This window comes from Burkholderia perseverans (genome assembly GCF_022870505.1).
GTDB lineage: Bacteria > Pseudomonadota > Gammaproteobacteria > Burkholderiales > Burkholderiaceae > Burkholderia > Burkholderia plantarii.
This window is the reverse complement of record NZ_CP045094.1, coordinates 2,854,800-2,876,106: the sequence shown is the minus strand read 5'-3', so window position 1 is coordinate 2,876,106 and position 21,307 is coordinate 2,854,800. Positions and strand designations below refer to the sequence as shown.

The window sequence follows — 21,307 nt, the reverse complement described above, 5'->3', positions numbered from 1 at the left end:
GATTTTGGCAGTTTTCGTTTGAGCGGGCCGCGTGAAGAGGTTTGAAAAATACTTCACGAGGCACGAAAAGCAGGTAAAAATTTTGGGCTCCGCTGAAGTTGATGAGCAGCGAAGGCCAGCAGTCGGGCAAATTCAAAAAAAATTTGCCTGGTGCGAAAAGGGGGTATAGCTCAGCTGGGAGAGCGCTTGCATGGCATGCAAGAGGTCAGCGGTTCGATCCCGCTTACCTCCACCATCAAAACGGTCTCAGCGGTTTTGGTAGTTTTATGTTTGAGCAGATGTTGAAGTAATTTTGAAAAAAATGCTTCACAAAATGCGAAAAACAGGTAAGAATCTCGGTCTTTGCTGAATGCGACAAGCAGCAAATTCCAGCAGTAAGACAAATCTGAAAAGATTTTGTCCCCTTCGTCTAGAGGCCTAGGACATCACCCTTTCACGGTGAGTACAGGGGTTCGAATCCCCTAGGGGACGCCAAGGTTTCGGCGTCGTTCGAGATTCGGGCGATGTAGTGGTGGAGCCGATGGCCCACCGGTTAGCAAGGAAAGCTGGAGCGGTAGTTCAGTTGGTTAGAATACCGGCCTGTCACGCCGGGGGTCGCGGGTTCGAGTCCCGTCCGCTCCGCCAGTTTTGAAAAATGCCCGCGCCAGCGGGTATTTTTTCGTCCGTATGCGGAGCGGAGGAAGCCGCCTGCGCGGCTTCCGGCGGGAGTCGAAGGGTTGCGCATGCATGCGCAACCGCGGCCCGCGGAATGTGGACGAGTCCCGTCCGCTCCGCCAGGTTTGAAAAATGCCCGCGCCAGCGGGTATTGTTTCGTCTGTCCTGCGCGACCGAAGTCCGTTCACGCTCGCGCGGGCGCGCTGTTTGCCCGATTGCGTCGATGCCGGGCCCTCTCATCAATCATGCCGCGGTAATGCATCGTATTGTCCGGGTGGCGAATGCGTGCAATTTGCCATTGCATCGGCGGCCCGCTGCGCTATCGTGACGGGGATCCGAGGATCTCTGTCGACGCCATGCTCGATCCCACCGAAGTCCGATTGCTGTTCCAGCTGCGCCCGGCCGAGCCGGACGATTTCGAATTTGCCGAGACGCTGACGCACGGCAACATGGGCAGCTACTATCTGCGCCACGGCCTGCAATGGCGTTCCGACCTGTTCTATCTGAGCTGGTGCGAATCGGAGAACTTCATCCTCGAACGCGACGGCGAACGGATCGGCGTGATGCGGCTGACCGAGGAACGCGACTCGCTGCATATCCGCGACGTGCAGATCCGCGAAGGCCATCGCGGGCTCGGGGCCGGCGGCTATCTGCTCGACACCGCGCATCGCTGGGCGCAGGCGCGCGGCCTGCGCGAGACGCAGTTGCGCGTGTTCGTCGACAATCCTGCCGCGCGGCTCTATCTGCGCCTGGGCTATCGGCTCGCCGGGCCGCGGCTCGCGCAACTGGGCTCGATCCGCCACATGGTGCGGCCGGTCGACTGAAGCAGCCGGCGGCGTGCTGCCGGGCTCAGCGCAATGCGGCTTCGTCGCTCGTGGCCGACCCGGCGGCGGAGGAGGACGCGGCGGCCGGCTCGCTCGAGGCAGAGTCGGTCGGCTCGGCGGGATCGGCCGTCGCGGCGCCCGCGTCGCCGAGCATGAACGCGCGCGGGCTCTTGCCGAACGCGCGTCGGAACATCGCCGAGAACGCGCTCTGGCTCTGGTAGCCGAGTTCGTGCGCGACATGCGACATCGGCCGCCCCTGGTTCAGCAGCGGAATCGCGCGCGCGAGCAGCGCCTGCTGCTGCCATTGCGTGAAGCTCACGCCAAGCTCCTGGCGAAACAGCCGCGCGATGGTCCGCGTGCTCGCGCCGACGCCGGCCGCCCAATGGTCGAGCGACTCGGCCTGCGCCGGATGTGCGAGCACCGCCTCGCAGAGCGCGCGCAGGCGCTTCTCGGTCGGCATCGGCACCGCGAGCGGCAACGGTTCGCTGCGCGTGAGCTCGTCGAGGATCAGCGGCGTGAGCAGCCGTTCACGCGTCTGCGCGAGCGTGCGCACGTCGAGCGCCACGATCAGCTCGCGCAGCAGGCCCGACACTTCCACCACGCGGCAGGCGTCGAGGCCGCCCGGGATCGTCGATTCGTCGATGTAGAGCGTGCGCAGGAACGCATCCTCGACCACCACGATCTCATGCGCGGTGTGCGGCGGAATCCAGATCGCGCGCGAGGGCGGCACCATCCAGGTCGTGCCGGCCGTCGCCACCCGCAGCACGCCGCGCGAGGCGTAGGCGAGCTGCCCCCACGCGTGCGTGTGCTGCGGGATGCGCATGCTCGATGCCATTGGCCGCGAGCGCACGCGCACCGGGTGTTCGGACGTCGGCGAGAACTCGGGCGGGATGTCGATCGTGATCGACGTGGCGGCGGACGGTTTCATCGTGAGCGGCGCGGCTGGACGAACCGGTATTGTAGGGTGGTCGGCCAAAAGGCATGCGCCGGGGCCGTTTGCTTCGATAATGAGCGGCCGGCGCCGACGCCGACGCCGGCGCGGGGGCGCCGTGCCGATCATGCCGCCCCGGAGCGGTCGTCGCGGCAAGGCGCGAGGCGGCCCGGAACGGAACCGGCGGCGGTGATGCCGGTCGATTCGCGACGGGCGGCGCGGTCCGTGCTCGCGCGTCAGCGGTTTCACCATCCAAACGACACCATCGGAGAAGGACATCACGATGCGCCACGTATTCGTCTACGGCACGCTGCGCGCCGGCGAGATCAACGATATCGGCCGCGCGGCGGCACGCCATGGCATCGCGCCGCCGCAGCTGGTCGGCCCGGGCGTGCTGAAGGGGCGGCTCTACGACTTCGGCGCCTATCCGGGGATGGTGGTGGCCGACGGCGACGACGTCGTGCGGGGCGACATCTATGCGATCGACGAGCGGCTGGTGCCGGTGCTCGACGAGATCGAGGAGGTCTATCCCGGCGTCGAAGGCCTGTTCGTCGCGCGGCAGACCCACGTCGAGCTGGCCGGGCGGCACTACGATTGCCTGTACTACCCGGTGGACGAACAGTCGGTCGCGGACCGTCCCCGCATCGCGTCGGGCGACTGGGTCGGCTACCGGCTCGCGCGCATCTGAATCGCGGACGGCGCCGGATTTCTCCGCGCGGCGCATGTCACGACTCGTACCCCGGCGAACGTGAGCGCGGCCATGGAGGCCACGGAACGCAAACTCAGTCCGCCGCGCCGGGACGCGACATCGAACTCCCCGCGGTACCCATGAACGCAAGCAGATCGTCCATCCGCGCGCCGGTGCCGGCGGGCGTGATGCCGAGTTCCTCGGCCGGCGCGCCGGTGCGGTTGAGCCAGAACACGGTATAGCCGTACCAGCCGGCGCCGGCCGCGTCCCAGCCGTTCGACGACACGAACACGAGCTCGTTCGGGCTCGCGTCGAACGCCTCGGTACCGAGCCGGTACGCGGCGGCGGCGGGCTTGTAGGCATGCACCGCCTCGACCGACAGCACCTGCTCGAACAGCCCCGCCATGCCCGCGCTCTTGACGGCGATATCGAGCATCCGCGCGTCGCCGTTCGAGAGGATCGCAAGACGCGGCGCGCCGGGCATCTCGCGCAGCCGGCGCAGCGCCGGCACCGTGTCGGGATGTGTCGACAGGCACGCGTATTCGTCCATCAGCCGTTTCTCGGCCGCCGCCGCGAGCGGCAGGCCGAGCGCGCGGCAGGCATGGCGCAGCGCGTCGCCGGTGATGTCCCAGAACGGCCGATAGTGCGTGCCGGCCGGGTCGGCCAGCGTGCGCAGCTGCGTGTATTCGATCTGCTTGCGCCGCCATAGCCGGGACAGCGCCTCGCCGTGGCCGGCAAACAGCTGCTCCGCGGCGGCGTGTACCGAGTGGACGTCGAACAGCGTGCCGTAGGCATCGAACAGGATGGCTTTCGGGAACGCCGCAGGGGCGGAGTGGGCGGTGGCGCTATCGGACGTGGCGGGTGACATCGGGGGACACTCGGGGCGGACAGGTTGAGGCGATTCTATTCGTGATGTGTCGGCGCTGGAAATGTGTTCTACATCACTTGATCTTTTACTTTCACCAACCTAATCTGGCCGGCATTGTGTTTTTGGCGACCGGCGCGCCGGCGTCGCCCTGCTGTCATGGATCGCTTCAAGCAAATCGAGACCTTCATCGCGGTCGCCTTGAAAGGCAGCCTGTCCGCTGCCGCACATGCGGAGGGCGTCGCCCCCGCGATCATCGGCCGCCGCCTCGACGCGCTCGAGGAGCGGCTCGGCGTGAAGCTGCTGGTGCGCACCACGCGCAAGCTGTCGCTGACCTTCGAGGGCTCGGCGTTTCTCGAGGATTGCCAGCGCATCGTCAACGACATGCAGAACGCCGAGGCCAGCGTGTCGGCCGGTGGTGTGAAGGCGAGCGGGCACCTGCGCGTGTCGGGGCCGGCGGGCTTCGGCCGCCGCCATGTCGCGCCGCTCGTGCCGGCGTTCACGGCCGCGCATGCCGACGTGTCGATCACGCTCGACCTGTCGGACCGGATGGTCGATCTCGTCAACGAGGGTTTCGACTGCGCGGTGCGGTTGGGCGAGCTGCCCGATTCGTCGCTGGTGTCGCTGAAGCTCGGCGAGAACCGGCGCGTGTGCGTGGCCTCGCCGGCCTATCTCGCGCGCGCGGGCACCCCCGCCACGCTCGACGATCTCGCCGGCCACCAGTGCCTCGCGCTCGCCGCGAACGCGAACCAGCAGCGCGGCTGGACCTTCCAGCACGAGGGCGGGACCGTCTCGATCCGCGTCAACGGCACCATGGAATGCTCGGACGGCGCGGTGCTGCACGAATGGTGCCTCGACGGCTACGGGCTCGCCTGGCGCTCGTGGTGGGAGGTGGGCGCGGATATCCGGGCGGGGCGCCTCGTCAGCGTGCTCGACGCGTTCGCCGCACCGCCGATCGGCATCCACGCCGTGTTTCCGCAGCGCCGCCACCTGCCGCTGCGCGTGCGGCTGTTCCTCGATTTCCTCAAGCACACCTACGATCAGCCCGATTACTGGGGCTGAAGCCGGCGCGCGGCCTTGCGCGTTTCCGATATCAGGGCGAACCCTTTGCCGCGCCGGCATGCGTCGTTTCGCGCACTAGAATCGAGCGAAGCAACGCCGCCGCGGCGGCAGGGAGGGCGCCATGTTCAAGCACATCCTGGTGCCGACCGACGGGTCGGAACTCTCGCAGAAGGCGATCGACGGCGCGATCGATCTCGCCCAAACCGTGGGCGCGCGCGTGACGGCCTACGCGTGCCTGCCGCAATACCCTTATTCGCCGTTCGCCTCCGAGGCGATCATCGAGCCGCCGGCCGATTTCCGCGTGCGCAGCGAACGCGAGGCGCGCGCCCATCTCGACGAGGTCATGGATGCCGCGCGCCGCGCCGGCGTGGCCTGCGACAGCTGCACGAGCCTGCATCCGTCGCCGTATCTCGGCATCATCGAGGCGGCCGAGCGCGGCGGCTGCGACGTGATCTTCATGGCCTCGCACGGCCGGCGCGGGCTCGGTAGCCTGCTGATCGGCAGCGAGACGCAACGCGTGCTCACGCACACGAAAATCCCGGTGATCGTCTATCGCTGAAGGTGTGTCGCGCCGTGGCTGGTGCGGCGAGAGGGAAAAACCGCGCGCCAGGGCCGGCGCGTGGATTCAATGGCCTTCGGACGCCGTCGGCGCCGAAATGCCGGACGCGTGCGTTGCGCGCCCGGCTTGTGTCGCGAGCTGGCGGTGCCAGTCACCGCGCTCGTTCTTTTTGCTCCCTGAAGGGCGCCCCGGCGAACCGGCCGAGGCGAGCCCCGCGGCCGCGACGCACGGATTCCCGCGTCGCGGCCGTGCCTGTCGTGCTGCCCGATGCGTCAGGCCACCTTCTTGCCGTCGAAGAACTGTTCGTCCTCGGTCGAGCCGTGCAGCGCCGTGGTCGACGCTTCGCGCTCGACGGTCTGCGTGACCGCGTCGAAGTAGCCGGTGCCCACCTCGCGCTGGTGCTTGACGGCGGTGAAGCCCTTCTCGGCCGCCGCGAACTCGGCCTGCTGCAGCTCGACGAACGCGCTCATCTGGTTGCGTGCATAGCCGTGCGCGAGGTTGAACATCGAGTAGTTCAACGAATGGAAGCCGGCCAGCGTGATGAACTGGAACTTGTAGCCCATCGCGCCGAGCTCCTTCTGGAACTTCGCGATGGTCGCGTCGTCGAGGTTCTTCTTCCAGTTGAACGACGGCGAGCAGTTGTAGGAGAGCAGCTTGTCCGGGAACTGCTTGTGGATCGCCTCGGCGAAGCGCTTCGCGTATTCGAGGTCGGGCTTGCCGGTCTCGCACCAGACGAGGTCGGCGTAGGGCGCGTAGGCGAGGCCGCGCGAGATCGCCTGCTCGATGCCGGGCTTGGTGCGGAAGAAGCCTTCGATGGTGCGCTCGCCGGTCAGGAACGGCCGGTCGTTGTCGTCGATGTCGGAGGTGATGAGGTCGGCCGCCTCGGCGTCGGTACGCGCGATCAGCACGGCCGGCACGCCCATCACGTCGGCCGCGAGCCGCGCGGCCGTCAGCTTCGCGACGTTCTCGCGGGTCGGCACCAGCACCTTGCCGCCCATGTGGCCGCACTTCTTCACGGAGGCGAGCTGGTCCTCGAAATGCACGCCCGAGGCGCCGGCCTCGATCATCGCCTTCATCAGCTCGAACGCGTTCAGCACGCCGCCGAAGCCGGCTTCCGCGTCGGCCACGATCGGCGCGAAGTAGTCGACGTAGCCCTCGTCGCCGGGGTTCCTGCCCTCGGACCACTGGATCTGGTCGGCGCGCGTCAGCGTGTTGTTGATGCGCTTGACGACGAGCGGCACCGAGTTGGCCGGGTACAGCGACTGGTCCGGATACATCTCGCCGGCCACGTTGGCATCGCCGGCGACCTGCCAGCCCGACAGGTAGATCGCCTTGAGGCCCGCCTTGACCTGCTGCATCGCCTGGTTGCCGGTCAGCGCCCCGAGCGCGTTGACGAACGGCTCGGTGTTGATCAGCTTCCAGAGCTTTTCGGCACCGTGCTTCGCGATGCTGTGCTCGACGGCGAGCGAGCCGCGCAGGCGGACCACGTCGTCGGCCGTGTAGCTGCGCTTGATGCCGTTCCAGCGCGGATCCTTGTCCCACTGTTGTTGCAGTTCCTTCGCCTGTTGCTGACGCGACATGATGAGCTCCTTGATGGATTGAACGTGAATCGATGGATGAAGCGAATCGGCGAATCACGAACCGTGGGGGAGCCGGGCGCCCGGCGCTGCGTTTCGTGAACTCTTGTAGAAGAGTCTAGGGAAGCGACGGGCAGTGCGACAGCGTGTTTCAGGCGGGACTCTAAAATAAATAATCGATATAAATCATTGGCTTATGAGGCGTGTTTCGTGATGAGAAACGTGGTTTTTCATCTCGCAATCGCCTTCCTTGTGCCACGCAGCACGATTTTTTACGACGCAAAAAAATTTTCCGTATCGTGAAATGCCGGCGGCGGACGAAAAAAAACCGGTGCCGAAGCACCGGTTCTTGCTGGATTCGCCGGCCGCGCGCGGCGGCGGGCGATCCTTGTGCGATCCGGCAGCCGGATCAGGCAGCCGAGCCGCGGCGCGGGCCGCGCGGCGCGTCGCTGCGACGGCCGCCGTAGCCGCCTTCGCGATTGCCGCCGCCGCTGGCCGACTTGTTGCCCCAGCTGTTGCCGTTGCCGCTGCCATAGCTGCGGTTACCGTCGCGGTTGCCACCGCCGTAGCCGCCTTCACGGCTGCCGCCCGGCTTGCCGCTGCCGCTGCCGAAGCGCCGGCCGCCGCCGTTGCCGCCACCCGGACGGCCACGGCCCGGACCGCCACGCGGCGGCGCCTTGCGCGGCTCGAAGCCTTCGATCACGTTGACCGGCAGAGGGGTGCGCACGAAACGCTCGATGCGCTTCAGCGCGCCCTGTTCGGCGTGATGCACGAGGCTCACCGCGATGCCCGAACGGCCCGCGCGGCCGGTACGGCCGATCCGGTGGACGTAGTCTTCCGCGAACTTCGGCAGGTCGTAGTTGAACACGTGCGTGATGCCCGGGATGTCGATGCCGCGCGCGGCGACGTCGGTGGCCACCAGCACGCGCACGCGGCGCTCGCGCAGCGCGCGGATGGTGCGGTTGCGTGCGCCCTGCGGCAGGTCGCCGTGCAGCGCGGCCGATTCGAAACCGGCGTCGGCCAGACGGCCGGCCAGCTGGTCGGCGTCGATCTTGGTGGCGGTGAAGATGATCGCCTGATCGAGCGCGTCGTCGCGCAGCAGATGGTCGAGCAGACGATCCTTGTGATCGCGGTCGTCGACGTAATGCACGGTCTGCGCGATGTTGGTGCGCGCTTCGAGCTTCTGGACGATCTCGATGCGTTCCGGATCCTTCAGCAGGCGGCTCGTCAGCGAACCGATCTTGCCGTCGAGCGTGGCCGAGAACAGCATGGTCTGGCGCGTCGCGGGCGTGGCGGCGACGATCGTCTCGATGTCGTCGATGAAGCCCATGTCGAGCATGCGGTCGGCTTCGTCGAGCACCAGCATCTTCAGTTCGGACAGGTCGATGCGGCCGCGCTCGAGGTGGTCGAGCAGGCGGCCCGGCGTGGCGACCAGGATTTCCGGGTTCTTCGCGAGCAGCATCAGCTGCTGGCCATAGGCCACGCCGCCGAGGATGCTGACCGTGCGCAGGCGGCGCAGGTGCTTGCCGTAGGTCGAAGCGGCCGTGGTGACCTGCATCGCGAGTTCACGGGTGGGCGTGAGCACCAGCAGGCCGGGGCGCGCCACCGGCTGCGGACGGCGCTGGCGGCGGTCGGCCGACTGCGGCTCGCGCGGAGCGCGCGGCTGCTGGGCCAGGGTCTTCTGCAGCTGGGCGAAGCGCTCGATGGCGGGCAGCATGAACGCGGCGGTCTTGCCCGAACCGGTCGGGCTCGACACCAGCAGGTCGCGACCCGCGATGCCGGCGGGGATCGCGCGCTGCTGCACCGGCGTCGGCTTCACGTAGCCGGCGGCCTGCAGCGCGGAGACGATCTCCGGCGACAGCCCGAGCGACGCGAAGGACGGTTCGTCGCTGGCCGGCTCGGCGGCAGCAGCTTGCTGCTCGGGGGCGGCGGCGGACAAACCGAGTGCCTCGTCGGCAATCGCGTTGAGCGGGCTTTGGGGTTGGCTCGAAGTCATATCAATCCTTGAAACACGGTGGGTGAAACGTCGGCGCCAATCGTGCATGCCCAAGTCGACGGATGCATCGAGCAAATCGGGAACGTGACAGACGTCCGCGTTCTGGAAACACGGACTCACTCACGGGTGCTGTTAGAAGCTGTTTCGGATGCGGCGCGTACCGACTATCGGTCACGCTTGCCGCCAGCCTGATACTTGAAGGGCGCGAAGACCCAGAGAGGCAGGAGGGGACAGGTTCTAAACTGGATTGGAGCGAAACGTACTAGACGTCAGGCGGTGGGGCCTGCTGGCCGGCCGGTGCGGTGACGCAAACGGCATTGTAGCGGGATTTGCTGCGCCGCGCCACTTTTTGTCGCATCGTTTTGCGGAAATGCCGGCGAAATGCCGGCGGGTTCGATACGTTTCGTCACGTTTCGGGTGGCCGTTTCGGACCGGCGCCGCGTGCGGCGGCGCCCGGCGGATCACGACGCGGTGCCGTTCTTCAGCGATTCGACCAGTTCGACGTACTGCTGCTGCGCGGCTTCCTGCGGGGTGCCCTTGAGGGCCGCCCAGGCGTCGTACTTGTACTTGCCGACGATGTCGGCGAAGCCGGGCTTGTCGCCGTGTGCGTCGCCTTCGGTGCCCTGCTTGAAGAGCGCGTAGAGGCGCAGCAGCGTCAGGTTGCCCGGGCGCTCGGACAGTTGCTTGACGTCTTCCTGCGCTTGGTTGAACTGGGCGGTGATGTCGCTCATCGGGTGTCTCCGAGGGGTTTTCAGGTCGGCAGATGGTAGCAAGCGCCGCCGCCGGGCGGGTCGAGCGTTTCTTCCAAACCGCGCCGGCGCCGCGCGCGACGCGGGCCGCCGGAAAGATCCGGTACGGCGAGGCGCCGCATTACAATGTCGGCCATGACGCAAAACGTGCTCCTCGCCATCGATACCTCGACCGAATTCTGCTCGGTCGCCCTGATTGCCGCGTCCGCCGGGGCGGACGCTTCTTCCTCCGCCGCGCCGCGCGTCTGGTTCCGCCACGACGAGACGGGCGCCGTCTCCAGCACGCGCGTGCTGCCCGCCGTGCGCGAGCTGCTCGACGAAGCCGGCTTCACGCTCGCCGATTGCGCCGCGATCGCGTTCGGCGCCGGCCCCGGCTCGTTCACCGGCCTGCGCACCGCCACCGGCGTCGCGCAGGGGCTCGCATTCGGCCGCGACCTGCCGGTGGTGCCGGTCGGCACGCTGCTCGCCTGCGCCGAGCATGCGCGGCTCAACGCGCTCGCCGCCGGCCGCGAGCCGCCCGCGCGCGTGCTCGCCGCGCTCGACGCGCGTATGGACGAAGCCTACTGGGCCGATTATGCATGGGACGCCGCCGCTGCCGACTGGCAGGTGCTGCAGCCGGCCTCGCTCGACGCGCCGGCGGCGCTGGTGGTGCCGGACGCCGCGTTCGTGCTGGCCGGCAACGCCGCCGCCGCGTTCGGTGAGCGGCTGCCGGCCGCCGCCCGCGCCGCGTTCGTCGATGCCGCCGCGCTGCCGCATGCCGTGCCGCTCGCCCAGGTCGCGCTGCGCGCGTTTCGCGCCGGGCGCACCGTGCCGGCCGACCAGGCCGCGCCCGAGTACGTCCGCAACAAGGTCGCGCAGACCACCGCCGAGCGGCTCGCCGCGCGCGAGCTTGCGAAGGGTGCCGAGAAGGCGGGGGAGACGGTGAAGGACAAGGGGAGCGGCCGATGAGCGGCGTGCTGATGACCGACCGTTATCTCGCGCCGATGACCGACGCCGACCTCGACGAGGTGGTCGCGATCGAGAAGGTCGCCTACGAGTTTCCGTGGTCGCGCGGCAACTTCGAGGATTCGCTGCGCAACGGCTATTTCGGCGTCTGCATGCGGCACGTGACGGGGACGCTGATCGGCTACTGCGTGCTGATGCCGGTGGTCGACGAGATGCATCTGCTGAACCTGTGCGTGGCGCCCGCCGCGCAGCGCACCGGCTGCGGGCTCGCGCTGCTGCGCGAGGCGGTGCGACTCACGCAGGCCGAGCGGCTGGTGGGCGTGCTGCTCGAGGTGCGGCCATCGAACCCGCGCGCGATCGAGCTGTACGAGCGCTTCGGCTTCGAGATCATCGGCCGCCGCAAGAACTACTACCCGGCGAAGCATCGGATGCGCGAGGACGCGATCGTGATGCGGCTGTCGCTGAATTTGCAAGGAGGCGCGCATGAGCTGGCTTGACTCGGCACTCGACGAAATGGGCCTGGGGCCGCTGTGGGTGCGGCGTGGCGCTGCCGCCGGCGCGCCGGCGGCCGAGGGCGGGGTGGCGCTGGCCGACGGCGAGGCGCATGCCGCGGCCGGCCCGGTGTCGGGCGCCGCGCTCGCGAGCACGGCGGACGCCGCCGGGCCGATGCCGGATGCCGGCGTGGCGCGGCCGGTCGCGCCGGCGGGGCGCGGCGTGGCCGAGGCGCCGGTGCCGCCGGCCGCGCGGGCAGGTGCCGGCATGGTGGCGCGTGAGGCCAGGCCGCCGCGCGGCAAGCCGGCGAACGCCGGGACGCGTGCCGCCTCATTCGATGCGGCGGGCGAGGCGGATTCCGCGCCGATGCAAGCCGCACGCGAACCGGCCGCCGGCCGCGCCGCTGCGTTGGCGCCGGCCACCCGCGAGCACGAGGTCCGCCCCGACACCGCCGTTCCCGTCGACTCGGCTAGCGACATGCCGCCCGACGACGATCCGTCGTGGTTCGACCTGGTGCCCGTGTCCGAGGCCGGCCACGCGTTCGAGCCGATGGAGCCTGCCGTCGCGCGCTCGCCCGTGGCCGGGCTCGGCTGGGACGAGCTGGAGGCACGCGTCGCCGAATGCCAGCGCTGCCGGCTTTGCGAGAAGCGCACCCAGACCGTGTTCGGCGTCGGCGACCGCGAGGCCGACTGGATGCTGATCGGCGAGGCGCCCGGCGAGAACGAGGACAAGCAGGGCGAGCCGTTCGTCGGCCAGGCCGGCAAGCTGCTCGACAGCATGCTGCACGCGCTGTCGCTCAAGCGCGGCGAGAACGTCTACATCGCGAACGTGATCAAGTGCCGCCCGCCCGGCAACCGCAATCCCGAGCCCGACGAAGTGGCGCGCTGCGAGCCCTACCTGCAGCGTCAGGTCGAGCTCGTGAAGCCGAAGCTGATCGTCGCGATGGGCCGCTTCGCCGCGCAGACGCTGCTGAAGTCCTCCGGCAGCATCGCCTCGATGCGCGGCCGCATCCACCATTACGAGGGCGTGCCGGTGGTGGTGTCCTATCACCCGGCCTACCTGCTGCGCAGCCTGCCCGACAAGGCAAAGGCATGGGCCGATCTGTGCCTCGCGCGCGATACCTTCGGCGGCAAGGGGAACCCGGCGGGGGACGCATGACGGCCGTCGCGCAGTCCGTACCGTGGGTCGGGCTGCGCGACACGGCGGTGCGCGATCTCGGCTGGCTGCTGGCCAGCGCCGACCTGCTGACCGCCTCGGCCGAGGCGCCGCTCGCACGCCCCTGGCGCGGCCCCGACGAGGCGGCGCGGATCGCCGCATGGCTGGCCGCGCTCGATGCCGATCCGGCGCCGCTGGCCGCCGCCCTCGATGCGGCACGGCCGACCCGGCTCGGCCGCTACGCCGAGACGCTGCTCGAATTCTTCGCCGCGCAGGCGCCGGCCTGGACGCTGGTCGCCGCGAACCTGCCGGTGCGCGTGAGCGGCCGCACGCTCGGCGAATGCGACTTCCTGCTGGTCGCGCCCGATGGCGAGCGCTTGCACTGGGAACTCGCCGTCAAATGCTATCTGTGCGCCGCGCCGGACGGCACGGCCGCACTGCGCGACTACGTCGGCCCGAATCTCGCCGACCGCTTCGACCTCAAATATCGCCGGCTCGTCGATCACCAGCTGCGCCTGAGCGCGCGCGACGAGTTCGCGTTCGCCGGGCAGCCCGGACCGTGGGCCGCGCGCATGCTCGTGAAGGGCTGGCTGTTCTATCGCGATGGCGCTGCCGTGACGGCGCCCGCCGCGCTCGATCCCGCACATTCGCGCGGCTTCTGGATCCCGTGCGGCGACTGGCCGAATCTGGTGGCTCGGCAGCCGGCCGGCACGCGCTGGGTGGTGCTGCCGAGGCTCGCGTGGCTCGCGCCGCGGCGCTTCTCCGAAGGCGAGGGCGATGCGCTCGACCCGCTCGACGCGGCGGCGCTGTCCGAGGCGGTGCTGGCGCGCCCGGCGCCATCGCTGGTGGCGGCCGTCAGGCGAGGCGAGGATGGGGCCTGGCACGAGACGCTGCGCGGTTTCATCGTCGATGACGACTGGCCGGCGCGTGCGCTCGCGTTCGCGGCGCCGGGGCGTTGAGACCGTAAAGGTGGCGTCGCCGTCGCGGCCGCCTCGGGCATCGGTCGAGGGGCTACCGGACGTGATGGAGGTCGCCGGGAACGGCGGTGCGAGCCTGGCAAGCCGCCATGGATTCCGCTCCTCCGCCGCAGCGCGGTAAAGCTCGATCCCGCCTGACGCCGGGTTCGCCACCGGCCCGGTAGATGCCGCGTCGACCGACCCGCCCCCTCACGCGCCGCTCACCACCACCGATGGAAATGATGAACCGGCCCGATGCCGTGTCCGACCTCGAGCCGCGTGCTCGCGGCGATTGCCTCGGCCAGATAGCGTTTCGCGTCGGCTACCGCAGTCGCCAGATCGGCGCGCTGCGGCCGCAGCGCCGCGATCGCGGCCGACAGCGTGCAGCCGGTGCCGTGCGTATGCGTGACGGCGATCCGCTCGCCGCCGATGCGCAGTTCGCCGTCGGCGCGGATCAGCCAGTCGGGGCAGTCGGCGGCGCCCGCCAGATGGCCGCCCTTCATCAGCACGGCGCGCGCGCCGCGCGCGACGAGCGCGCGCCCCTGTTCGACCATCTCGGCCTCGTTCGCCGCCTCGTCGCAGTCGAGCAGGGCGGCCGCCTCGGGCAGGTTCGGCGTGACCAGGTCCGCGCGCGGCAGCAGCGTGTCGCGCAGCGCGGCCACCGCGTCGGGCGCGAGCAGCGCGTGTCGGCTTTTTGAAATCATCACCGTGTCGAGCACGACGAACGGCGGTGCGTACCGTTCGAGCGCCGCCGCCACCGCGGCCACGATCGAAGCGTTGGCGAGCATGCCGATCTTCACGGCGTCGATCCGGATGTCGTCGAACACGGCGTCGAGCTGGGCACGCACGAAATCGGCCTCGGGCGCATGCACGGCCGTGACGCCGCGCGTGTTCTGCGCGGTCAGCGCGGTGATCACGCTCGCGCCGTAGGCGCCGAGCGCGGAGAAGGCCTTCAGGTCGGCCTGGATGCCGGCGCCGCCGCCCGAGTCGGAGCCGGCGATGGTCAGCGCATTGGGAATGGATCGGGTCATCGTGCAGGGGCCGGCCGCGCGGGCCGGCGTATCGGAAACGCACAAGGCCGGACGGGGTCCGGACGGGCCGATCGAGCCGGGCAGCGGCGGATCGGGACGGCCCGGCGCGCGGCCTCGCCGCCCGGCCGGGGCTGGGTGCCGCGCCTCAGTGGCGGGATTCGCCGATCAGCGCGACGGAATCGAACTGCCGCTGGTTGGCGAGGTGGCGGCGCATCACGAGCCACATCGTCAGGCACACGAAGGTGCCGAACAGCACGATCACGATGCCGACCGGCACGTCGAGCCAGACCAGCATCGCGTAGAGACACAGCATCACGAGCACCGACAGGTTCTCGTTGAAGTTCTGCACCGCGATCGAGTGGCCGGCCGACAGCAGCACGTGGCCGCGGTGCTGCAGCAGCGCGTTCATCGGCACCACGAAGAAGCCGGACAGCGCGCCGACGATCATCAGGAACACGTAGGCGACCACCAGGTAGCAGGGGATCCGGATGTGCCAGACGTGCAGCACCCATTTGGCCGGCAGCAGGTCGCGCGTATAGAACGCCATCAGCATCACGGCGATGCCCATCATGATGCCGACCGGCAGCACCTTCAGCGATTTCTTGAGCGGAATCTTGCTGGCCGCGGCCATCGCGCCGCCGGCCACGCCGAGCGCCACCACGGCCTGCAGGATCGCGCCCTCGGACAGCGACATGCCGAGCGAGACCTCGGCCCACTTCAGTACGATGAACTGCAGCGTCGCGCCGGCGCCCCAGAACAGCGTGGTGACGGCCAGCGAGATCTGGCCGAGCTTGTCGCGCCACAGCACCACGAAACAGTCCGCGAAGTCGGTGACGAGGCGCAGCACGCCGTGCTGCTGGCGCGGATAGCGCGCGCCGGTGTCGGGGATGCGCAGGTTGAATAGCGCCGCCACCACGTAGATCGCCATGATCACCAGCATCGCGGCCTCGGCCGGCGTGTTGACCCAGGGCGGGGTGTACTTGATGACGTGCGAGGCGAGGTGCGGGCTGATCAGCGCGCCGCCGAGCACCGTGCCGAGGATGATCGAGCCGACCGTGGTGCCCTCGATCCAGCCGTTGGCGGCCACCAGCCGGTCGGGCGGCAGCAGCTCGGTGAGGATCCCGTACTTGGCCGGCGAATAGGCGGCCGCGCCGAAGCCGACGATGCCGTAGGCGATCAGCGGATGCGCGCCGAGCAGCATGACCAGGCAGCCGACCACCTTGATCGAGTTGGTGATGAACATCACGCGCCCCTTCGGACGCGAATCGGCGAACGCGCCCACGAAGGCGGCCAGGACGACGTAGGACAGGACGAAGAACAGCTTGAGCAGCGGAATCATCCAGTTCGGCGCATGCAGATCTTTCAGCAGGGCGATGGCGGCGATGAGAAGCGCACTGTCGGCCAGCGAAGAGAAAAACTGCGCGGCCATGATGGAGTAAAAACCTTTTTTCATCTGAAGCGATGCTTTCCTCGCTGCGGCTCGGCCGCAGGGGCCGTGCAATCGGACTGATCCCGTGCAAAATAGGTTGTGCGCACGGCTTTATATCACGAAAATACGGCAAATCCGACTAGCAAGAATCCCCGATCGCTCCTTGCTGCTCGCGGCACCGAGCCCACGAGGTGCGGTAAGCTGCTGATTCGCCTGCGTCTTTATGACATTTCCCTATGCCGCGCCCGATTTCCGCCACGATTCACACCGCCGCACTCGTTAACAATCTCGCGGCCGCCCGCCGTTTCGCCCCCCGGTCGAAGGTCTGGGCGGTCGTCAAGGCCAACGCATACGGGCACGGCCTCGCGCGCGCGTTCCCCGGGCTGCGCGGCACCGACGGCTTCGGCCTGCTCGACGTCGACGAGGCGGTGCGCCTGCGCGAACTGGGCTGGGCGGGACCGATCCTGCTGCTCGAGGGCTTCTTCCGCTCGACCGACGTGGACGTGATCGACCGCTACAGCCTCACCACCGCGGTGCATAACGACGATCAGCTGCGGATGCTCGAGACGGCGCGGCTGTCGAAGCCGGTCAACATCCTCCTGAAGATGAACAGCGGCATGAACCGGCTCGGCTACTCGGTCGACAAGTACCGCGCGGCCTGGGAGCGTGCGCGGACCTGCCCCGGGATCGGCCAGATCACGCTGATGACGCATTTCGCCGATGCCGACGGCGAGCGCGGCGTGGCCGCGCAGATGGCCGCGTTCGAGCGCGGCGCCGAAGGCATCGCCGGCGCGCGCAGCCTGGCGAACTCGGCCGCCGTGATGTGGCACGCCGAGACCCACCATGACTGGGTGCGCCCCGGCATCCTGCTGTACGGCGCGTCGCCCTCGGGGCGCGCGGCCGACATCGCCGACGCGGGTCTGCAGCCGGCCATGACGCTCGCCTCCGAGCTGATCGCGGTGCAGTCGATCAAGCCGGGCGACGCGGTCGGCTACGGCGGCGCGTTCGTCGCCACGCAGGCGATGCGGATCGGCGTGGTAGCCTGCGGCTACGCCGACGGCTATCCGCGGATCGCGCCGGAAGGCACGCCGGTGCTGGTCGACGGCGTGCGCACGCGGATCGTCGGACGCGTCTCGATGGACATGATCACGGTCGACCTGACGCCGGTGCCGCAGGCCGGGATCGGCGCGCGCGTCGAGCTCTGGGGCCGCACGCTGCCGGTCGACGACGTGGCCGCGCACTGCGCGACGGTGGGCTACGAGCTGATGTGCGCGGTCGCCCCGCGCGTGCCGGTTCGCGCGGAATAAGGGCGGATTCGTGGCAAAACAGAAAACGGTTTACGTCTGTACCGAATGCGGCGGCCAGTCGCCGAAATGGCAGGGCCAGTGCCCGTCCTGCCATGCCTGGAACACGCTGGTCGAATCGGCCGCCGAAACCCCGTCCACGCACCGCTTCCAGGCGCTCGCCAAGAGCGCGCCGGTGCAGCGCCTGGCCGACATCGACGCGGCCGACGTGCCGCGCTTCACGACCGGCATCGGCGAGTTCGACCGCGTGCTCGGCGGCGGGCTGGTGGCGGGCGGCGTGGTGCTGATCGGCGGCGACCCCGGGATCGGCAAGTCCACGCTGCTGCTGCAGTCGCTCGCGCAGCTCGCGAGCGAACGGCGCGCGCTCTATATCAGCGGCGAGGAATCGGCCGCGCAGATCGCGCTGCGCGCGCAGCGGCTCGCGCTGCTCGACCACGGCGGCGACGCGGCCGACCTCAAGCTGCTGGCCGAGATCCAGCTCGAGAAGATCCAGGCCACGATCGACGCGGAGCGCCCCGACGTGGCCGTGATCGACTCGATCCAGACGGTCTATTCCGACGCGCTGTCGTCGGCGCCGGGCTCGGTCGCGCAAGTGCGCGAATGCGCGGCGCAGCTCACGCGCATCGCCAAGCAGTCGGGCACCGCGATCATCATGGTCGGCCACGTCACGAAGGAGGGCGCGCTGGCCGGGCCGCGCGTGCTCGAGCACATCGTCGACACGGTGCTCTACTTCGAGGGCGACACGCATTCGTCGTACCGGCTGGTGCGCGCGATCAAGAACCGCTTCGGCGCCGTCAACGAACTCGGCGTGTTCGCGATGACCGAGCGCGGGCTGCGCGGCGTGGCGAACCCGTCGGCGCTGTTCCTCTCGCAGCACGAGGAGGTGGTGCCGGGCTCCTGCGTGCTGGTCACGCAGGAGGGCTCGCGGCCGCTGCTGGTGGAAGTGCAGGCGCTCGTCGACACCGCCAACGTGCCGAATCCGCGCCGCCTCGCGGTGGGGCTCGAGCAGAACCGGCTGGCCATGCTGCTGGCCGTGCTGCACCGCCACGCGGGCATCGCCTGCTTCGACCAGGACGTGTTCCTGAACGCGGTGGGCGGCGTCAAGATCACCGAGCCGGCGGCCGATCTGGCCGTGCTGCTGGCGATCCATTCGTCGATGCGTAACAAAGCGTTGCCGAAGGGCCTGATCGTGTTCGGCGAAGTCGGGCTGGCCGGCGAGATCCGGCCGTCGCCACGCGGCCAGGAGCGCCTGCGCGAGGCCGCCAAGCTGGGCTTCACGATGGCCCTGATTCCCAAGGCCAATGCGCCGAAACAGCCGATCGAGGGGCTCACGGTGATGGCCGTCGAGCGCATCGAGCAGGCCATCGACCGCGTGCGCGGCCTTGAATGACGCCGCGCGGCGCCCGCCGCGCGGTAACTCCATGTAACGTTTCCGTCCGCCGCTGTAACTCGTCGCGCCGCGGTTTTCCCCTATGCTTGGCCGCATCGTATCTCGCCGGTGTGGCCGGTAGGAAAGGAAACCCCACCTTGAAACAGTCACAGCAAGCTGTCGGTCAGCACCTCTACAATCTGCGCGGCTGCCGCGTGTCGGAGCCGATCCGGCCGCCGTTCGGCCGGGGCTGCCGGATCGTGGAGTGGGTCGACGACGAGGGGCGGATTGCGCGGCGCGTGGTGTCCGAGCACGTGACCGAGGCCGAGGTGGTGGCGACGATGCGCCGGCCGCTCGACGGGCGCCGCTACCTGATGCACGACGACGAGCAGATGCCGCGCGAAACGCTGCCGCGCCGTTGAAGCGCGTCAGCCTTGGCCGGTAGCCGCAGTCGGAGCGGGGCGCGGCATCGGCCGGGTGGCCATTGACAGCCATTCCGTCGTTATCAGCGGGGTGCGCCGGCTCCGGCGCCATGACGGCCGAGCGCGCCGCCTGAATCTCGCGCAGCCGGTTCCGGAAATCGTCCCCCAAGCCCGGCCCGCGCGGCCTTTCCCTCAGCCGATCTGTTCCAGCTGCTCCTGAAGATCGAGCCAGTCGAGTTCGAGCGATTCGAGCCGGCTCGTCACCTCGCCGAGCCGGCGGATCGCCTCGGTCAGTTCGGCCTTCTTCTCGGCCGCGTAGCTGCCGGCGTCGGCGACGAACGCATCGAGCCGCGCCTTCTCGGCGTTGAGCGTCTCCATCTCCTTTTCGAGCTTCGTCAGCTTCGTCTGCAGCGGCTTCTTGAGCTGCGACAGACGTTGCCGCTCCTGCGCTTCCTGCCGCTTCAGATCCTTGCGATTGGCCGCCGCGCCGGCGCCGCCGTCGCCGGCCTCGCCGCGCGCCGCCGCGCGTTGCTCGGCCGCGTGCTGCAGCAGCCAGTCGCGGTAGTCGTCGAGGTCGCCGTCGAACGGCTGCAGCCGGTGGTTCGCGACCAGCATGAACTGGTCGGTGGTGGCGCGCAGCAGGTGGCGGTCGTGCGAGACGAGGATCAGCGTGCCGTCGAACTGCGCGAGCGCCATGGTCAGCGCGTCGCGCGTCTCGAGGTCGAGGTGGTTGGTCGGCTCGTCGAGCAGCAGCAGGTTCGGCTTGCGCCAGATGATCAGCGCCAGCGCGAGGCGCGCCTTCTCGCCGCCCGAGAACGGCGCGATCGGCGCCGACGCCATGTCGCCCGAGAAATTGAAGCCGCCGAGGAAGTCGCGCAGTTCCTGCTCGCGCGTGTCGGGCGCGAGCCGCGCCAGATGCGCGAGCGGCGAATCGTCGGGCCGCAGCGTTTCGAGCTGGTGCTGCGCGAAATAGCCGATCGTCAGGCCCTTGCCGCCGCGCACCTCGCCGGCCAGCGGCGCGAGCGTGCCGGCCAGCGTCTTGATCATGGTCGACTTGCCCTGGCCGTTTGCGCCGAGCAGGCCGATGCGCTGGCCATTCTGGATCGACAGCGCGACGCGTTCGACGATCGGCAGTGCCTGGCCGGCGTCGTCGCGATAGCCGCACACCACGTCTTCCATCACCAGCATCGGGTTCGGCGCCGAATCGGGCGTGCGGAACTCGAACGTGAACGCCGAGGCCGCGTGCGACGGCGCGATCCGCTCCATCCGTTCGAGCGCCTTGACGCGGCTCTGCGCCTGCTTGGCCTTCGAGGCCTTGGCCTTGAAGCGGTTGATGAAGCTCTGCAGATGCTCGATGGTCTTCTGCTGCTTCTCGTAGGCGCTCTGCTGCAGCGCCAGCTGCTGCGCGCGCAGCACTTCGAACTGCGAGTAGTTGCCGCCGTAGCGCTTCACCTGGCGGTTCTCCAGATGCAGCGTGACGTTGCAGATCGCGTCGAGGAACTCGCGGTCGTGCGAGATCACGACCAGCGTGCCGGCGTAGCGGTGCAGCCAGTCCTCCAGCCAGACGATCGCGTCGAGATCCAGGTGGTTGGTCGGTTCGTCGAGCAGCAGCAGGTCGGAGCGGCACATCAGCGCCTGCGCGAGGTTCAGGCGCATGCGCCAGCCGCCCGAGAAGTTCGCGACCTGCTCGCGCGTCTGCGCGAGCGTGAAGCCGAGCCCGAGCAGCAGCGCCTCGGCGCGCGCGGGCGCGGTGTAGCCGTCGGCGTCGGCGAACGCGGCGTGTGCCTCGGCTTCGGCGGCGCCGTCGTGGGCGGCCGCGGCCGCGGCGATGCGGGCCTCGATGTCGCGCAGCTGGGCGTCGCCGTCGAGCGTGTAGTCGAGCGCGCTGCGATCGACGGCGGGCGTCTCCTGCGAGACATGCGCGATCTGCCACGACGGCGGCATCGAGAAGTCGCCGGCGTCGGCGTGCAGCTCGTTGCGCAGCACCGAGAAGAGTGTCGACTTGCCCGCGCCGTTTGCGCCGACGAGGCCGGCCTTCTCGCCGGGGTTGAGCGCGAACGTGGCGCCCTCGAACAGCGGCTTGGTACCGCGGGCGAGGCTGAACTGATTGAAACGGATCACGACGGGAGCAGGGAAGAGGCGGGAAAGACCGCTATTCTAGACCGGCCGCCCGCCGCGGGCGATGCTCCGTTCGGACGGCCGGCGCGCGCGGCCGGTTTCGCATAGACTGCGTGACAAGCGGCGGCCGGCTTCGCGGCACGGCAGGCCCGGCGCCTCGGCCTTGCCGGCCGCCGCATTT

General features: G+C 69.2%; 19 protein-coding genes and 3 tRNA genes. 14 read left to right on the top strand and 8 right to left on the bottom strand.

All coding sequences use genetic code 11. The features are described 5' to 3' along the window. Positions 1–159 precede the first annotated feature (159 nt). From BpN12_RS27265 to BpN12_RS27250, 4 genes are all read left to right on the top strand, one after another. A tRNA-Ala gene (locus BpN12_RS27265) sits at positions 160–235 on the top strand. Positions 236–398: 163 nt separating this feature from the next. Continuing rightward, a tRNA-Glu gene (locus BpN12_RS27260) sits at positions 399–474 on the top strand. Between the two features lie 73 nt (positions 475–547). Then, positions 548–624 (top strand) — tRNA-Asp (locus BpN12_RS27255). 386 nt (positions 625–1,010) lie between these two features. Beyond that, entirely contained in the window at positions 1,011–1,478 is a 468-nt protein-coding gene (locus BpN12_RS27250; RefSeq protein WP_246795309.1) for a GNAT family N-acetyltransferase, read from the top strand. Positions 1,479–1,503: 25 nt separating this feature from the next. On the opposite strand, the gene BpN12_RS27245 is transcribed toward BpN12_RS27250, so the two are convergent. After that, the gene (locus tag BpN12_RS27245) at positions 1,504–2,406 is read right to left on the bottom strand and encodes an AraC family transcriptional regulator (RefSeq protein WP_246795308.1); all 903 of its coding nucleotides are present in this window, start codon (positions 2,404–2,406) and stop codon (positions 1,504–1,506) included. Positions 2,407–2,692: 286 nt separating this feature from the next. Here BpN12_RS27245 and BpN12_RS27240 point away from each other — a divergent pair, with 286 nt between their 5' ends. Next, positions 2,693–3,097 carry a gamma-glutamylcyclotransferase family protein gene (locus BpN12_RS27240; RefSeq protein WP_246795307.1) on the top strand — a complete coding sequence of 135 codons (405 nt, stop codon included), beginning with the start codon at positions 2,693–2,695 and terminating at the stop codon, positions 3,095–3,097. A 94-nt stretch (positions 3,098–3,191) separates the two neighbouring features. Here BpN12_RS27240 and BpN12_RS27235 read toward each other — a convergent pair whose 3' ends face one another. Beyond that, complete coding sequence (locus BpN12_RS27235; RefSeq protein WP_246795306.1) at positions 3,192–3,965, bottom strand: haloacid dehalogenase type II; 774 nt, start codon at positions 3,963–3,965, stop codon at positions 3,192–3,194. A 156-nt stretch (positions 3,966–4,121) separates the two neighbouring features. On the opposite strand from BpN12_RS27235, the gene BpN12_RS27230 reads away from it, so the two are divergent. Then, positions 4,122–5,024, top strand: a complete 903-nt coding sequence (locus tag BpN12_RS27230; protein ID WP_246795305.1) for a LysR family transcriptional regulator — start codon at positions 4,122–4,124, stop codon at positions 5,022–5,024. A gap of 121 nt (positions 5,025–5,145) precedes the next feature. After that, positions 5,146–5,583: a universal stress protein gene (locus BpN12_RS27225; protein WP_246795304.1), complete on the top strand. Its 438-nt coding sequence runs from the start codon at positions 5,146–5,148 to the stop codon at positions 5,581–5,583. A 272-nt stretch (positions 5,584–5,855) separates the two neighbouring features. Here BpN12_RS27225 and aceA read toward each other — a convergent pair whose 3' ends face one another. The 3 genes from aceA to BpN12_RS27210 all read right to left on the bottom strand — a co-directional run bounded on the left by aceA (position 5,856) and on the right by BpN12_RS27210 (position 9,887). Next, positions 5,856–7,163 carry an isocitrate lyase gene (aceA, locus tag BpN12_RS27220; RefSeq protein ID WP_246795303.1) on the bottom strand — a complete coding sequence of 436 codons (1,308 nt, stop codon included), beginning with the start codon at positions 7,161–7,163 and terminating at the stop codon, positions 5,856–5,858. A gap of 406 nt (positions 7,164–7,569) precedes the next feature. Further along, a complete protein-coding gene (locus BpN12_RS27215; protein ID WP_246795302.1) occupies positions 7,570–9,156 on the bottom strand; it encodes a DEAD/DEAH box helicase in 1,587 nt (528 codons plus the stop codon). Between the two features lie 461 nt (positions 9,157–9,617). Next, positions 9,618–9,887: an acyl-CoA-binding protein gene (locus BpN12_RS27210; protein ID WP_246795301.1), complete on the bottom strand. Its 270-nt coding sequence runs from the start codon at positions 9,885–9,887 to the stop codon at positions 9,618–9,620. Between the two features lie 144 nt (positions 9,888–10,031). Here BpN12_RS27210 and tsaB point away from each other — a divergent pair, with 144 nt between their 5' ends. The 4 genes from tsaB to BpN12_RS27190 are packed head-to-tail and all read left to right on the top strand — an operon-like array spanning position 10,032 to position 13,456. Then, positions 10,032–10,853, top strand: coding sequence for a tRNA (adenosine(37)-N6)-threonylcarbamoyltransferase complex dimerization subunit type 1 TsaB (gene tsaB, locus BpN12_RS27205; RefSeq protein WP_246795300.1), 822 nt, complete (start codon positions 10,032–10,034; stop codon positions 10,851–10,853). After that, positions 10,850–11,347 carry a ribosomal protein S18-alanine N-acetyltransferase gene (rimI, locus tag BpN12_RS27200; protein WP_246795299.1) on the top strand — a complete coding sequence of 166 codons (498 nt, stop codon included), beginning with the start codon at positions 10,850–10,852 and terminating at the stop codon, positions 11,345–11,347. The genes tsaB and rimI overlap by 4 nt, the downstream gene beginning before the upstream one ends. Continuing rightward, complete coding sequence (locus tag BpN12_RS27195; RefSeq protein WP_246795298.1) at positions 11,334–12,500, top strand: uracil-DNA glycosylase; 1,167 nt, start codon at positions 11,334–11,336, stop codon at positions 12,498–12,500. Before rimI ends, BpN12_RS27195 begins: the two co-directional genes overlap by 14 nt. After that, positions 12,497–13,456 (top strand): DUF1853 family protein, encoded by a 960-nt coding sequence (locus BpN12_RS27190; protein ID WP_246795297.1) that lies wholly within the window; start codon positions 12,497–12,499, stop codon positions 13,454–13,456. The genes BpN12_RS27195 and BpN12_RS27190 overlap by 4 nt, the downstream gene beginning before the upstream one ends. A gap of 218 nt (positions 13,457–13,674) precedes the next feature. Here the strand turns inward: BpN12_RS27190 and thiD are convergent, their stop codons facing one another. Together thiD and lplT are read right to left on the bottom strand one after the other, a co-directional pair. Then, on the bottom strand, positions 13,675–14,484 hold the full coding sequence (thiD, locus tag BpN12_RS27185) for a bifunctional hydroxymethylpyrimidine kinase/phosphomethylpyrimidine kinase (RefSeq protein ID WP_246795296.1): 810 nt from the start codon (positions 14,482–14,484) through the stop codon (positions 13,675–13,677). Positions 14,485–14,629: 145 nt separating this feature from the next. Then, a complete protein-coding gene (gene lplT / locus BpN12_RS27180) occupies positions 14,630–15,937 on the bottom strand; it encodes a lysophospholipid transporter LplT (protein ID WP_246795295.1) in 1,308 nt (435 codons plus the stop codon). A gap of 212 nt (positions 15,938–16,149) precedes the next feature. Here lplT and alr point away from each other — a divergent pair, with 212 nt between their 5' ends. The 3 genes from alr (at position 16,150) to BpN12_RS27165 (ending at position 19,008) form a co-directional block, all read left to right on the top strand. Beyond that, entirely contained in the window at positions 16,150–17,220 is a 1,071-nt protein-coding gene (alr, locus tag BpN12_RS27175; protein WP_042625374.1) for an alanine racemase, read from the top strand. 10 nt (positions 17,221–17,230) lie between these two features. Next, positions 17,231–18,607, top strand: a complete 1,377-nt coding sequence (gene radA / locus BpN12_RS27170; protein ID WP_246795294.1) for a DNA repair protein RadA — start codon at positions 17,231–17,233, stop codon at positions 18,605–18,607. A 137-nt stretch (positions 18,608–18,744) separates the two neighbouring features. Beyond that, complete coding sequence (locus BpN12_RS27165; RefSeq protein ID WP_246795293.1) at positions 18,745–19,008, top strand: DUF2866 domain-containing protein; 264 nt, start codon at positions 18,745–18,747, stop codon at positions 19,006–19,008. Positions 19,009–19,200: 192 nt separating this feature from the next. Here BpN12_RS27165 and BpN12_RS27160 read toward each other — a convergent pair whose 3' ends face one another. Beyond that, entirely contained in the window at positions 19,201–21,129 is a 1,929-nt protein-coding gene (locus tag BpN12_RS27160; RefSeq protein WP_246795292.1) for an ATP-binding cassette domain-containing protein, read from the bottom strand. Between the last annotated feature and the right edge of the window lie 178 nt (positions 21,130–21,307).